This is a genomic window from Xylella taiwanensis, from assembly GCF_013177435.1.
Classification (GTDB): Bacteria; Pseudomonadota; Gammaproteobacteria; order Xanthomonadales; family Xanthomonadaceae; genus Xylella; species Xylella taiwanensis.
This window is the reverse complement of record NZ_CP053627.1, coordinates 2288692-2303943: the sequence shown is the minus strand read 5'-3', so window position 1 is coordinate 2303943 and position 15252 is coordinate 2288692. Positions and strand designations below refer to the sequence as shown.

Here is a 15252-nt window from a genome sequence, read left to right as displayed (position 1 = left end):
CTATCCGTGGCTTGTCCTTAAAGCTGTTGCCCTCACTCGTTTACAGAGTATTACTGTCTTGTCACTTTCCGGCATTATCACTGCGCTGGTCACTCCGTTTGATCAACAAAGCGCATTGGACCGTGATGCGTGGGTTCGCCTGCTGGATCGGCAATTAGCAGGTGGTGTGCAGGGCGTGGTTGTTGCTGGTTCCACAGGTGAGGCTTCTACTTTGACCGATGCTGAGTATGACGAGCTGCTGTGCTCGGCTGTGGTCCGGATTGGTGGGCGTGTGCCGGTGTTGGCGGGTACTGGTTTGTCGGGGACTGCCAAAACGATTGCTCAAACCAAGCGCGCGGCTGACAATGGTGCGGGCTATGCTTTGGTAGTGACTCCTCCGTACACACGTCCGAACCAACTTGGACTGAAGGCGCATTATCTGGCTGTGGCGGAGGAGGGTAGATTGCCAGTCGTGTTGTACAACGTACCTAGCCGTACCGGTTGCGATTTGTTGCCGGAGACCGTGGCTGATTTGGCGGAACATCCTAATATTGTCGGCATTAAGGAAGCGTGCGGCGAGCGTGAGCGTGTTCAGGCGCTTCTTGCTCTGTGTAGTCCAGGTTTTGCTGTCCTCAGTGGTGACGACAGCAGTGCTGCACGCTCGATGTTGGACGGTGCTGACGGTCTGATTTCGGTTGGTTCCAATGTGTTGCCGTCGGCTTATCGTCGCCTGTGTGATCTCGCTCGGGCTGGTGAGCGTGGCGGTACTGATGTCTGGAATGCACGTCTGGCTGCTTTTCACGCATTTTGTGGGGTCGAATCCAACCCGATCCCAATTAAGGCATTGTTACAGCGTACCGGTATTGGTGATGGATTGCGTTTACCACTGCTACCGTTGTCGGTATGCCATCATGACATTGCCGACCACTTGGCTGGCCAAGTGGCGGCATTGGAAGCACTTTCTAGCCGCGAAATGGTTGCGGCCTGACACACCAGGAGATTTTTCGATGCGTCATTCTGTTACTACTCTTCACGTGTATGCATTCGTGTTATTGGTCGTTGCTGCATTGAGTGGTTGTAGTTGGTTGCGTAAGGGCGTCCATAGGGATTATGCACTTGCACCAGAGACCCGTCCGCTAGAGGTGCCTCCGGATCTGAATATTCCGGCTACTTCTGAAGGGATGAAAACACCGTCCCAGGCATCCTCAATGCATCAGCAGGAGGTGCCAGGCTCGATCTCGCCTAAAAGCGGTTTTACCATTGCTGGTAACCGTGACAAAGTGTTCACTAATGTGGGTCAGGCATTGGCCGATATCCCGGATGTAATCATCTCGAGTAAGGCGCAGGCGTTAGGTTTCTACGATATTGGCTACGAGAATGAAAACTTCTTGGTGCGTGTTGCAAGCAGCAGTGCAGGAAACGATATCTCGGTGGTCGATTCGCGTGGTATGCCGGCTACTGGAAAAGCTGCGACTAAGCTGATAGGCCTGCTCAAAACCAAGCTCGGTCGATGATGCGTTGCTGTCAGTGTGTGGAGTAGGGCCACAGGGTATTTTGATCTGGGTGATCATAAGATAAATGGCAATGCCCCCGGAAATTCTGGGGCATCGTCTTGCTTTGGCTTAAGTAATTTCATCTTTGGATGTCCTTCAGTCCAGTATTGCCTGATGTGTAATTCAATGTATAAGTATTTTTATTGATTAGCTTGGTTTCCGTTTATCTTAAATCAGTGTTTTTTGCTGTTGTGTTTGGAACCGATGGGTTTTTGTGACATTCTCCGAATGAGTGCTGGTTTCAAGAGGTGGATGAATTAATCGGAGTGGATGAATTAATCGGATTAGCAGCAATCTTGCAGAACCCACCGAGAATTTAGTTTGCATATGCTTTCACGGCAAAGGTTCTTTAAAATTATTCGCTATTCAGATGAATAATATAGGATTAGAGAATAGTTTGATTTCTTCGTCATTTTATGGGAGCCGATTAATTTATTGATTTCTTGCAGATAATGGCGAGTTCGGTATGGGCGAAACGCATACTCTGCCAAGTTCAATTTGTCGATGAGTCTTTTAAAATCGCTTTGTAATCGAATGGTTTGGTGTGTTTTGCTTGTTCATGATGGTTCTTCGCACAAAACGATAAGTGGTCTCCTCAGATGTCAGGGAAATACATGGTGTTTATTCCCATGATGTTTCGATTTCGGGAGCTTTGGATCTTCTTAGTTTATTTTTGTTCATTCTCTAAATTGTTTGAGCAGGTTTGAGGATGGAGTGTTCGTTCCGAGCGAATTCGGCCTAAATTGTTGACCACGATGAGGCCGAATAAGCGATCATGGTTACAGAAGCGTATGCTTATGTTGCTGCCGGCACTGCGGCCATCTGGAAGGAAGCGAACCCGTGACCGTCCGGATGTGGAGATAATGCTTAGAGAGTCGGTGTTGGTGACTTGCTCTTGGTACAAAATGGCCTCTGATGAGGCGGGTTGTGACCCGCGACTCCAATCACGATAGGTGATCCAGCCCCTGCTCCAGTTGCTGTCTTGACGGCATTGCTTGTCACCGTGGCTCGGACAGACGCTGACGGGCATTTGTTGAGTGATGGCTGCCAGCCGAGCGTCTGCGAACTGCGAACTCAGCATGTACATTGCATTTTCCAGTCTTTGGCGTTCCAGAATGCGTTTGAAGAATGGAAACCCGATGGCGGTTAGTAATGTGAGTAGCGCCATCACGATGAATAGTTCCGGCAATGTGTAGCCTCGGGATGGTGGCATACGGATAGCCTCTACCATGTTGAGTGCCGAAGTGTGCTTTAAATTGTCAGTTCAACAATTAAGTTGATGCCGCTATTTTGTGTAGGAATTCCACCTGCTCTCATGTCAGTCGTTCGCTTATAGACTTTAGGTACCGTCTCGGAATGACTGTGCTATGACAGATTTGTTTCAGCTTGTTTCTTCATATTCTCCTTCTGGAGATCAGCCGGCGGCTATACAGAAGCTGGTCGCCAACTTCCATGCTGGCATCGCTAAGCAGGTGCTGCTGGGCGTGACCGGTTCAGGTAAAACTTACACCATCGCCAATGTAGTTGAGCGGATTCAGAAGCCGACTCTGGTGATGGCGCCGAACAAGACTTTGGCTGCACAGCTTTACGGTGAATTCAAGGCGTTCTTCCCGCGCAATGCTGTAGAGTATTTTGTCAGTTACTATGACTACTATCAGCCCGAGGCGTATGTTCCGGCGTCGGACACTTTCATTGAAAAGGACAGTTCCATCAATGAATACATCGAACAGATGCGTTTGGCTGCAACCAAGGCATTGCTGTCACGCTCTGATGTGCTGGTGGTTGCGACCGTGTCGGCAATCTATGGTCTTGGTGCACCTGATGATTATCTCTCGTTACGCTTGATCTTGTCGCTGGGCGAACACATTGAGCAGCGGCAACTAATTATGCACCTCATTGAATTGCAGTACACGCGTAACGAGTTCGACCTGGTGCGCGGCAGCTTCCGTGTGCGTGGCGAGGTCGTTGACGTATTCCCGGCCGAGTCAGACGCAGAAGCGCTTCGAATTGAATTATTTGATGGAGAGATCGAAAGTTTGAGCCTGTTTGATCCGCTCACTGGTGAGACCCTGCGCAAGCTGCAACGCTACAGCGTCTATCCTAAAACTCACTATGCAACGACGCGCGAACGTACGCTCAGTGCAGTGGATACGATCAAGAATGAGCTGAAAGCGTACCTGGAACATCTGTACGTGCAGAATAAGTTGGTTGAGGCGCAACGCTTGGCACAGCGTACTCAGTTTGACTTAGAGATGATGGCTGAGGTCGGGTATTGCAATGGCATCGAGAATTACTCTCGTCACTTAACTGGTAAGGCTCCGGGAGAGCCGCCGCCGACGCTGTTCGATTATCTGCCACCAGATGCACTGCTGGTCATTGATGAGTCGCACGTGACAATCCCGCAGATTGGTGCGATGTTCAAGGGAGACCGCTCGCGCAAAGAGACGCTGGTGGAATTCGGTTTCCGCTTGCCGTCTGCGTTGGACAATCGGCCGCTCCGCTTTGAAGAATGGGAGATGCGTTCGCCACGTAGCATCTATGTCTCGGCGACGCCTGGATCGTATGAGCTACGTGAGTCCGCGGGTGAAGTCACAGAGTTAGTCGTGCGTCCAACCGGTTTGATTGATCCTGAGATAGAGATCCGCCCGGTTGCGATGCAGGTGGATGATCTGATTTCCGAAGTCAATGCGTGTATCAAGTTAGGTGATCGGGTTTTGGTCACCACGTTAACTAAGCGCATGGCCGAGAACCTGACTGAATATTTGAGTGAGCAGGGTATCCGGATACGCTACTTGCATTCGGAAATCGATACTGTGGAACGTGTAGAGATCATCCGCGATTTGCGTTTGGGCAAGTTTGATGTGCTGGTCGGCATCAACCTTCTACGCGAGGGATTGGATATGCCCGAGGTGTCGTTGGTGGCGATTCTTGACGCTGACAAAGAGGGATTTCTGCGTTCGACCAGTTCATTGATTCAGACGATTGGTCGCGCCGCACGCAGTTTACGTGGCAGGGCGATTTTGTATGCCGATAGCGTGACTCGTTCAATGCGCGCTGCGATCGATGAAACCGAGCGACGCCGACAGAAGCAGAAGGAATACAACACCCAGAACGGTATTGTTCCGAAATCAGTTGTACGGCCAATTAACGACATCCTGGAGGGTGCCAGAGATGGTGTCGGGGTTAAGGCTGGTAATGGGAAGAATCGCAGAATCGCCGAGGTTCCAGCCGATTATGGGGTGCTTAGTCAAGCTGAGATTGCTGCACGGATAAAAGTGTTGGAGCAACAGATGTACCAGCATGCGCGTGACTTGGAGTTCGAGGCGGCAGCGCGTATTCGAGATCAGATTCAGCAGCTCAGGGCGGCTGGTCTGGTTTGAATTGAAGCGTCAAGCATTTTTCTGCACGCGGCGAGCTTGTTGTTACTTAGTGTGGTACTGGGCTACAATCGCCGCCCGTAAATACGAAGGTTTCTCAAGGCGTGGATACGGGCGGTTAGCTCAGCGGTAGAGCACTACCTTGACATGGTAGGGGTCACAGGTTCGAACCCTGTACCGCCCACCAAGCGAAGATGGGTTTAGGTAAGGTTTGGGGCTGATTCTTGTCCTGGGTCGGTTGCTTCTACTAACCAAAGAATGACTCATGGTAACTCGTAGAGCTTGGGTGCATGGTTTGTAAAGTTTTCAGCAATTTCGTTAAGTCCTTTAGGACTTTGCCTAGGTATGTAGCGGCTCATTTGGTGTGGTGATACGTCGTTCCGCCAGTGTAGCGTACTGGAACTTAGAGATATTCCAAGTTGATATGATGGGTTAGTGCAGTTACGTCGTTGCTGTGTGACGGATTGTTTCAGGGACTAACCACACTTGCTAACGCGTGCCGCTTTTGTCAAACAGCGCACTATCTTGATGTACTTACAAGTGAATGGCGTAAATAATAGGCTATATACTCGTGGATATCTATTAGACTCACGCGTTACTTTGATGGTTGGGTTGTCTTAGGGATTAGATGTATTCTCTAAAATCACTGGCTGTTATGTCGTCAAAGTTCCTCAGTGCATGGATGCAATATAGCAGTTGTACTGCCGTATTTGATCTTTTTGTCATTGAGTAATTTCTACCTACGCGGAGATTTACTGTTAGTCATGTTGGCATTTCATGGCGTGAAGGTGTCAAGGGTTACTGTCATGATGTTCTTAAGCTCGTCCATCAACATGTTTTTGAAGTCCTAATTTCTGAAGTCCTTGTCGAATTTCTTTTGCTTTCTGTTTCGTAATACGGAACGCAAAACTTGGTTTGTTGTCGTCGAGGAGCATCAATAACGCAGGATGCATGTTTTATTTAGTAGTAGTAGGCCCATATATGGAATGATGGTGAAACTGAACCTGACTGGTAGTTCCAGAGAAGACTCGTATTCAATTTCATTGAACTTAAGAGTGTGATGTCTTGGGTGCATCTTGGTTGAATGCGGATTTGCAGGTCGCCTTGATGGTGATGCTGCGGATGGTGGCAAGTGCTGTGGAAAACGTTATGGCGCTTTCACCTTCCACGGTGAAGGTGATCAGAGGTGCTGCCCATTTTTCGAGCCAATCCAGTGAGTGGCCGCTGGTTGAAGGTTTTGCTGTCATGTGTCCAGAGGATTGTGGCTTTTCAGACTAGCCAAGGGTTCACATATCACATGTATCCGAGCGTGATCGCAACGGGTTCTGCCATGAAAAATAGATGGTCATCTTATATAAGGTCGTGAACTCACGGTATTCCAAGGGCAGACACAGTTATTTCTTGGGTTAAGTTCAGGCTAACAATCTCGCTGGATTCGGTGTGCTTGAGTTTGATCGTGTGGGGTGGTCTTAGCCATAGATTTTTTTGAATGAGCGATATTGATATGAGGGGGTAACAGATTCGAGTTTGATATTGATGCTATTAAAATCGTCTATTAAGACACTTTAATAAGTGTTAGATTGCTACAGTGTGACCAGGATTAATAAGTGGGGGATTGGCATGTGCCCAGGTTTATCCAATACACGTTCTTGAATCGGCTTTCAGTATAACATCTGTGGTTATATCGATAGTTGTTAGTTGATTTTTTACTTGGATGAGAAATAAAAGTAGAAGGTCAGGTGATGTCATTCATGCTGTTATCTATATATTTTTTGATTTCTTCGATTTTCTATTGTGCTGGGAGGAATTGCGTTTCTATAGTTTTCCAACACTTGTGGGTTGAAGATGATTTCTCAAGCGGGGATAAATTTTTTGAGAATTAAGTTGTCTGAGGTGTGCTTGGGTGTGATGATGAATTGAATGAATTTGGTAGGGTGTTATATCCATTTTATTTATCAATTGATGAGGATTTGAGTTAATTAAATATTAATTTTTTTATTTTCCTCTGTGATACGGGTGGTTAGCGAGTATCGTCGTTGCTCGGTATAACTGTTCGACGACAATCAGCCTTACCAGCATGTGTGGTAGCGTTAAAGGTCCTAGTGACCAGCGCTCGTTGGAGATATTGAGTACTTCCGGACAATGCCCCTCGGGCCCACCGATCAGGAACACTAAGTTGCGTCCTGATCCACGCCAGTGCTCCAGGCGTTGTGCCAACTGTTCTGAACTAAAGGGTTTACCGTTCACTTCCAACGCGATGGCATAAGGGTGTTTAGGCAAAGCGGCTAGTATGCGTCGTCCTTCGTCTTCGATGGCGCGCTGCGGATTGTGGTTCTTGCCACGCAGGCTGGGTTCGATTTCAACCAACTCTAGCGGTAACCAGTAAGAAAGACGTTTGTGGTACTCGGCAAAGCCTTGCGCAACCCAGGTTGGAACACGTTCACCAGTTGCAATGAGGTGGCATTTCATCACTTAAGGATAAGGGCGAATTCATAGCTGACCTTGAAGCGACCTAGCTTAATGCTTAGGTTGCTCATCTGACAGCTTACGTTTGCATCTGTCAGTCTGAATGAAAACCACACAACGATTTCTAAACAGGGACGTAACTCTTGATTTACGAATCCACTAAGGACGATGCTCGTCACCGGCCATAAAAAAAGGCCGATTCTACTAGATTTTTACCGTTTTAGGAGAAAAATGTGACCCCCGTCGCTATTGATTCACAGCGGTATATTGCCCGCAATGTTTTGTGCGCATCTATTTCTGGTGTATTGCTCGTTGCTGGTGTCAGCGTGCAAGCACAAGAAACTAACGGTGCAAACAATTTAGAGCGAATTACCGTCACTGGTTCTAATATCCCCCGCACTGATACTGAAACTGCGTCGCCAGTCGAGATTATCACTCGTGAGGACATCGCGCGTTCCGGCCGTACCACGATTGCAGAATATCTGCAGACTTTAACTGTCGATGGTCAGGGTTCGATACCCAAGACTTTTGGCGGTGGTTTTGCCATGGGGGGGACTGGTATCTCCCTGCGTGGTCTGGGTGCCGGTTCGACTCTCGTGTTGATCAATGGTCACCGTGTTGCTACCTACGGTTTGGCCGACGATGGTCAGAGGATGTTCGTGGATCTGAGCAGCATCCCGATGGATGCGGTTGAACGTGTCGAAGTTCTGAAGGACGGTGCGTCCTCGATTTACGGATCTGATGCGATTGCCGGTGTAGTCAATATCATCTTGCGTAGCAACTTCCAGGGCGCCCTGGTGAGCGCCTCATATGGTCTTTCTGGTGATTGGGACGGTAATACCCCCAAGGCCACCATGACTGCGGGTGTGGGCAATCTGGCCGCCGATGGTTGGAATGCGCTTGTGAGCGTGGATGTTGGCAAGTCTGATGGTATCAAGGTGAGTGACCGAGAAGATCGCAAGTGGATTGGTACCGGTGACATTCGTCGCTGGGGCTACGACATTGCGAACAGCCAGCAATTTCTTCGCGGTGCGATCACTAGCGGTGGTACTGCTGCCGACTCCTCGCCGGTAGGGGCAATCCGTAACCCATCTAATAATCAGTTCACCTCGCTACCAGGCTGTTCAAAGTTTTCCAGTGTCTCGCCACAGGATCCGGGGGGCGGATGTTTGTGGGACGTTGCCAAGTTCCGCAGCCTGACTCCGGATGAGAAATATGCCAACGTCTTCACTCGCGGCACTTTCAGTTTGTCCGATACCACTGAGTTGTATAGCGAGCTGAGCTACTCCAAGAAAAAATCCGACTTCGTCAACAAGTTTCCATCTCCCGTTTCAGGTGCCTGGGGCTACCCAGGTGGTGCGGTCAACGCCAGTAGTGGTCCTGGTGCTGTCGTCTTGGCGCCTGGTCACCCGGATAACCCGTATAACACAGCAGTGCGTGTGCGTTATTCAGCATTTGACGTTGGCCCTCGTGCGAAAGAATACACAAATGACTTCATGCGTGTTGTGTTCGGGGTCAAGGGGGCTGTTGCCGGTTGGGATTATGATGTCAGCGCCCTGCATTCTCAGTCACAACTGGACAGGAAGATCACTGGTTACTTGCGCTACAGCGCTGTGCGTTGCGTGCTTGGCAACCTAGCATGTCCTGCTGGCGTATGGAACATCGGTAACGGCTCTGAGACCAACCCGCGGGCGTTGTACGATTTTATCTCGCCTGTGCTGACCTCTCAGGCTAAGACCAAGCTGGATGTGTTCGATGCCAAAGTGTCGCGTGCATTGGCTGACCTGTCCGGTGGTGCCATGGGGTTAGCGATGGGCGTGGAGTATCGTCGTGATCAAGCCTCGTTAACTCCACTGACTTATACCGATATCGGTGACATCATCGATTCGGGGTATTCGGCCTATAGTGGCGAACAAAAGGTGAGTGCTGCGTATGCTGAACTAGCTGCGCCGTTTACCAAAGCTTTTGAGGCGACTGTGGCTGGTCGCGTTGACCACTACGATGGTGGCAGTACTGCCTTTACTCCGAAGTTGGGTCTGAAATGGAAGCCGATGGATTGGTTTGCGCTACGCGGTACCTACGCTCAGGGCTTTCGTGCCCCGAATTCTGCCGAGTCTGGTCAAGGTGGTTTAGCTGGGTATGGGAACGTGACCGACCCAGTGCGCTGTGCCGCTGCAGGTGGGAGTGGTGTTGAATGTGCGCCTCGTCCCGTTGCAGTGATCGTTAGCCCTAACCCAGATTTGAAGCCTGAGAAATCAAAAAGTTATACGATTGGCATGGTGTTCCAGCCGGCTAGCAGTACATCCATGACGGTGGATGGCTGGCAAATCAAGCGTACTAAGGAAATCGCTCCGATCAGCACAGTCGATGCGATCAAGGAAGGTGACGTAGTACGTGACGATAACCTGTTCAATGGTGTTGCTGGTACTGGCCAGTTGCAGGCGGTCAAGACCAAATACGTCAACCTTAATTCCACTACAGCGCGTGGTGTGGATACTGACGTGCAGCAGCGTATTGCTATGGGAGGCCTCGGTGATCTGGTCTTAGATCTGCAGTGGAGCCGCATGCTTAAGTTTCAGCGCGAAGAAGCTAATGGTAATGTCAGTGAGTATGTCGGTACTCATGGTAACTGCGATGTGAGCAATTGCATTGGTACTCCGAAGGACCGAATTAACTTGGGGGCAACTTGGAAATTGAACAACGTTAGCGTGAGTGCTTTAGGGCATTACCGTGGTCCGATAGACAATCGGCTGTTTAAAGGTGGTGCTTGTGCCAGCCATTTTGCCGATGGCAGTGATGCTCCAACTGATTGCCGTTTGAACGCGTTTACTTCGGTGGATTTGTCAGCGAATTGGCAGGCGAATGAATCACTGGTCGTGTTTGGTTCAGTGCAGAATGTGTTTGACCGAATCGCTCCGCTTGATCCCTTGACTAGTGGTGCAATCAACTACAACCCGATGGACAGTGCGGGTGCGGTTGGTCGCTTCTTCACCGTGGGGGCTCGCTACGCCTTTAAGTGATTGGCGTTTGCTAGACCCGCAAAACCCCGGTCATTAGACCGGGGTTTTTGTTTGTGTCGATGTGTAAGGTATCACCAGATCCATTGGTGTTATGTGTGTGGTCCTCGCTTTTTGAGGGGGAGAAGAATGATTTCTACTTGGTCGTTATGAAATGCATCCCCCCTGTTTTGTTTGCTAAAGCCAGTATTCCAAAGTGAATGGCAATAAATGTACGATCAATGCTGTGTGTTCAAGTGCCTGAGCGATCTGCAGGGGCCGACCTGTCAGCGTACATGGAGCTTAAAAACGGCTTAAATGCTTGATCTGTGAATAGGTATTCAAAGTCTTGACCTAGTGTTGAGGGCACGCTTTCCTGATGCTCCGCAGCGCCATTGTCAGAACGTATTCGCAGATGGCTTGGAGCGCTTGTGTTGAGGGATGGCCGGGGAGGTTTGAGTAGCGATTGGAGATTATTCGTTCCGTATCATTTTGATTGGCGAGCAGGGCTGGAGGGATTGAAGCTGAATCAGATGCATGTTGGTTGACCGAGGATGCGCCAAATCCCTCGGATTTGATGCATTTTATCGAAACGTAAATTGGGTAGGCGATGATTGGCTTCGTTACTATCAGTAACTGCGTTTCTATGACAAAACTTAAGATGGGCTATTACTACCTGGGTTATCGGGCTGAGTGTTGCTTTCCCAGATTCAGACGAATAGTTGCTGTAATCACATCATGACAACCGTAAACTTTGTTTCTGGTTGTTACCGCAGTGACTGGTCCGTTGATTCACTTTAGGGTGGCAGGAGACAAACGCCTATTACTCGGATCGGGTGCTTCAACTAAAGGGGCTGGGTTGCCTTCTTTCAACTTTGAAGCCTGTGAACAGCCCAAGCAGCGCCAACGCGACGAAACAAACCATGCTCCACATCGGCATTGACAGCCCCCAAAGCTGCCAATCAATGTTGCCGCAGTTGCTGGTACCTGTTAATACCGTGCGGAACATTTCAAACGGCCCCATCGTTTCACTGAGAAAGCTTAATGGTGGACCACAGGAGGACATTGCATGATGTGGCATGACTTGTACCCAGACATGCCGCGAAGCGATGCCGGTACCGATTGCCGCTGTCAGAAATATCAATAGGCCGTATGCTTTGCGCGTACGTATGTTTGGGGAGTTGTACAGTCCGGCGATTAGAAACAGGATGCCTAGCACTGCGAATGCGATGCGCTGGAAGATGCATAGCGGACATGGTTCCAGCCCTTGATGCAGTTGCAGAAAAATCGCATATGCCAGCAAACCTGTACAAAATGAGAAGCCGGTTAAGCATTGAGCCCTGAAACTCCACTGCAATGGATTCATCGATCACTGCTCACGGTAAAGTATCGTGGATACATGGGTATTGTTTGCATACTCACTTACGTTGCATACATTCGGTCTGACGAGCTCGTCATGATCTTGTATCACGATGGCCCGGGGACGCTAGATCATTGCATTTTGTAATGCAATGAGGATAAAGCTTTCCCACAGTAAGTGATGCCGGGGCTCAGGTCTAGAGTGTGTTATGTATTTTTCATGAATTGTTTATTTTTATTGTTATCAATTTAATTTATGTAGCGGATAACAATCATATGAGTATGCTATGCCGTTATGTTATGGGTAGTCCGTTGTGGTGAGCATTGCACATGAATCGCTTTGGTCACTCCCTTGATAACTATTGCCTGGCAGAGTAGAGCGATACCCTCATGGGCATCCATTCATTTCGGAGTGATGTCAACCAAAGCCGCGTTTGGAGTGTGTCAATACGCTATACCGGTACATGCGCTTGTGATTCCAACACTGGTATTCGATGTTGTGAAATTACATGCCCTACCAAACAGTAGATGTATTTCAGAGGTGGCAATACCACCATTTTCTGTTTTCGATGATGGTTGCACACGCAAAGGGCGCAGGGTGGTGGACACGTTGCTCACCTGCCCACTGTGTAGATCAAAACTCATCAGTGAGTAGGAGCATATCTGAATTTAGTTTCCTGGCGTAGTAATTACAGTACGTTACGGATCCGAGAGTGGCGACACAGGCCAGGAGCCAGCACAAGTGGCTCAGGAAGCAGTGATAGGAATAGTCTACTGGGCCGAATGGAGGGCTTCGTTTTGTTACCATGATGCTTGGAGACGAGCATCGTTGCTAATTAGCCAACTGTTCACAGGTGCTTAGTTTTATTTTTGAATTGTCGCTCAAGTTGTATATTTTCTTGATAAATCATGTTTGTTGCTGCGTCGAAGGGTGATCATGCTGTTTTCTGTTTTCAGGATCAGCCAGCGTTGTTTTTCTTTGGAAGATACTCGCGTTTTTCTATATCGGCTATAAAAAATCTAGCTTTACAACTCAAGTCATAATCGAGTTTCACGTGTTGAGATCTAAATTATTTGATCTACTCTTCTTGGGTGCAGAGCTTACAGTTTGTATGGTTCTTTAGTGGTAGTGATCGGCATTGACCGATCCTGGTCTCAGTTGGAGCGATTCCACCAACGGTGATTGTTTCCTAACTACGTATCCATGCCATTCGCCAAGGGCAGTAGATTTGCACACTACTTTTAATGAGTCGCATCATTCATAAAAAGTAGCGTCCATTCCTTTGGAGCAATGTAATGATGTCTAAATATCATACATTTCAAAATAAAAAGACGAAGTAAATCACTTCTAAAAATATCAGTGGATTTTTTGGCTCATGAAATCGGCAAAGAAATCATTCCGCTTGACGTGCTAGTAAAGTCATGTCAAGACAAAGCCTGGCATTAGCCAGGCTTCGCTATGGAGCCACACTGGAATTCAGATCAATTCTGAACGTTCAACTCAGTACGACGGTTCTTTGCACGACCTGCGGGAGTCTTGTTTGTATCAATTGGATGGCTCTCTCCATATCCGACTGGTCCAATCAGGCGCGATGCGTCGATACCATTACTACGCAGGTAGTTGTACACAACTTTGGCGCGACGTTCCGACAGTTTCTGGTTATAAGCAGCCGGACCTATCGAATCGGTATGGCCAGCCACTTCGACATGCAGGTCAGGGTAGCGCCTCAAGATTTCGGCAGCCTCTCCAAGAATCGCAACAGCATCAGGGCGAAGAGTTGCCTTGTCGAAATCGAAGTTCACGCCTTTCAGATCGATCGAGACTGGCACCGGACATCCATCTGGTCCAATCGTCTGGCCGGGCTGCGAGTTCGGGCACTTGTCTTCACAATCGTTGACGCCATCGCCATCGCTATCCAATTCAGCACAGCTTGGAGCAGGCGGCGGCGGCGGCGGCGGCGGTGCTGGAGCAGGCGGCGGCGGCGGCGCTGCAGCAGCTGGTCCCAGAGGGATCACGACACCAATTGAAGCCAAGGTATCACCAAACCATTTCTTGCTCGAAGGAGTGGCAACGCCAGCGACCGGCTGACGCACACTACCCTTGTCGAAATCACCGCGATAAGCCACTTCAGCACGTACAGCAACATGACTGCTGAAGGTAGTTTGCAAGCCAGCACCAACCTTGGCAGCGAAGTTGCTTTTTTTACGCTCGCCAGGAGAGTTCACATTTGGAGTGTTATCAAACTCCTCTTCCGAACGTTGGTAGCCTGCTCCTAACAGCAAGTAAGGATTCCAACCACGGTTTTCCTGGATGAAATGGCGACGAAAATCGAGGGAGACACCATATTGGCTCCAGTTTAGATCTTTGTTTCTTTTGAACTTCGGGTTCTGATAGTTCAGCGTGCCGTCGATCGACCAAACTGGATTGATGAATTTACCAAGTCCAAGAGTTAAAAAAGGAGCATCGTTGGTGAGACGACGCTTGTCTTGGAAGTTAAATCCCGTAGAACCAGCTAGATACCACCGGTCATCGAATTCCTGTGCAGAAGCAACTTGGATGATAGCTATACCACCCAGCAGCGCAGCAGTAAGGATTTTCTTTTTCATAACAGCTCCTTGAGTCAAGGGAGATAAAACCTGCAGGGCATGTTGTGTTAGTACATGATGCTCGTCACATCCAGACAGCAGTCCCACACACCATTGGCGGCGCAGAGTAAGCCCAGCCATGTGAAGACTATGTTAACAGTAATATAACATGTAAATCCATCATATCCTTCCCTAAATTCAATTTTATTTTCAATCGTCTCCTCATAGTTCATATATATGACTGCAGTGGATATCGATCGAGAGGGCTATGTTACTGGCTAGACACCCTCTGACTTACACAGCGGCATCCATCGCGAAACCATTTAGGGATTCTCTCTTGTTTTTCAAGCCCATATGTAAAATTTATTGAGAGTCTTGTCGCGTTGTAACATTGTTGCATTAATTGACAAGTCAACTGCTGCTTCTAATCTCAATCTGTACTTTAATTTTCAGATGCTTGCATGCAAGGTCAGCATCTCAGTATTTATGGTCATTTGGAGAAAAACCAATTCTTTAGTGCTTTAGACTTTTAGAAACATTCTTACTCTCTAAAAATTTATTGGCCTACTTTTGTCTAAGCTGAAGCAGGCAGAGGCCAGATGACAACGCATGTTGCGACTTATGGTCAACACGGAGTCGGGTTGACAGTGAATAATGACTGCGCGGGACTGATTTGCCGGCTTGGTCCCACTTGTTCGGTACCAATGGCACTTACGAGTGCGGTCAGCGCCATTTGCTTGCTGCTGTTTATCACTATTATTAGTGTTCAGAAGATCCACTTCTACTATGGCCCTGCCGGTGAATCAATTGTTTGTTCTAGATTACACCAGTGTTTTTTACGATATGGGGACGGAATACCTTAAATCTTAAACTGAGAGTTTAGGTGTACATGGCAGATACACTCCATCTGGTCGGTAGTCTCCTATCGGCAGTGTC

General features: G+C 48.6%; 9 protein-coding genes and 1 tRNA gene. 6 read left to right on the top strand and 4 right to left on the bottom strand.

Annotated features, from left to right (window positions below):
• Positions 1 to 58: 58 nt before the first annotated feature.
• Entirely contained in the window at positions 59 to 967 is a 909-nt protein-coding gene (dapA, locus tag PLS229_RS09765) for a 4-hydroxy-tetrahydrodipicolinate synthase (RefSeq protein ID WP_038270504.1), read from the top strand.
• A 19-nt stretch (positions 968 to 986) separates the two neighbouring features.
• Positions 987 to 1493: a hypothetical protein gene (locus tag PLS229_RS09760; protein ID WP_038270505.1), complete on the top strand. Its 507-nt coding sequence runs from the start codon at positions 987 to 989 to the stop codon at positions 1491 to 1493.
• 706 nt (positions 1494 to 2199) lie between these two features.
• Here PLS229_RS09760 and PLS229_RS09755 read toward each other — a convergent pair.
• Entirely contained in the window at positions 2200 to 2745 is a 546-nt protein-coding gene (locus tag PLS229_RS09755) for a GspH/FimT family pseudopilin (protein WP_038270574.1), read from the bottom strand.
• Positions 2746 to 2899: 154 nt separating this feature from the next.
• Between PLS229_RS09755 and uvrB the strand changes: the two genes are divergently transcribed.
• From uvrB to PLS229_RS09740, 3 genes are all read left to right on the top strand, one after another.
• A complete protein-coding gene (uvrB, locus tag PLS229_RS09750; protein ID WP_038270506.1) occupies positions 2900 to 4912 on the top strand; it encodes an excinuclease ABC subunit UvrB in 2013 nt (670 codons plus the stop codon).
• 109 nt (positions 4913 to 5021) lie between these two features.
• Positions 5022 to 5096: transfer RNA gene (locus PLS229_RS09745), tRNA-Val, on the top strand.
• A gap of 878 nt (positions 5097 to 5974) precedes the next feature.
• On the top strand, positions 5975 to 6187 hold the full coding sequence (locus tag PLS229_RS09740; RefSeq protein ID WP_038270507.1) for a hypothetical protein: 213 nt from the start codon (positions 5975 to 5977) through the stop codon (positions 6185 to 6187).
• A 717-nt stretch (positions 6188 to 6904) separates the two neighbouring features.
• On the opposite strand, the gene rlmH is transcribed toward PLS229_RS09740, so the two are convergent.
• Complete coding sequence (gene rlmH / locus PLS229_RS09735) at positions 6905 to 7378, bottom strand: 23S rRNA (pseudouridine(1915)-N(3))-methyltransferase RlmH (RefSeq protein ID WP_038270508.1); 474 nt, start codon at positions 7376 to 7378, stop codon at positions 6905 to 6907.
• Between the two features lie 230 nt (positions 7379 to 7608).
• On the opposite strand from rlmH, the gene PLS229_RS09730 reads away from it, so the two are divergent.
• On the top strand, positions 7609 to 10395 hold the full coding sequence (locus tag PLS229_RS09730) for a TonB-dependent receptor (protein WP_038270509.1): 2787 nt from the start codon (positions 7609 to 7611) through the stop codon (positions 10393 to 10395).
• An 817-nt stretch (positions 10396 to 11212) separates the two neighbouring features.
• On the opposite strand, the gene PLS229_RS09725 is transcribed toward PLS229_RS09730, so the two are convergent.
• Positions 11213 to 11737, bottom strand: a complete 525-nt coding sequence (locus PLS229_RS09725; RefSeq protein WP_038270510.1) for a disulfide bond formation protein B — start codon at positions 11735 to 11737, stop codon at positions 11213 to 11215.
• A gap of 1475 nt (positions 11738 to 13212) precedes the next feature.
• Positions 13213 to 14337 carry an OmpA family protein gene (locus PLS229_RS09720; RefSeq protein ID WP_038270511.1) on the bottom strand — a complete coding sequence of 375 codons (1125 nt, stop codon included), beginning with the start codon at positions 14335 to 14337 and terminating at the stop codon, positions 13213 to 13215.
• Between the last annotated feature and the right edge of the window lie 915 nt (positions 14338 to 15252).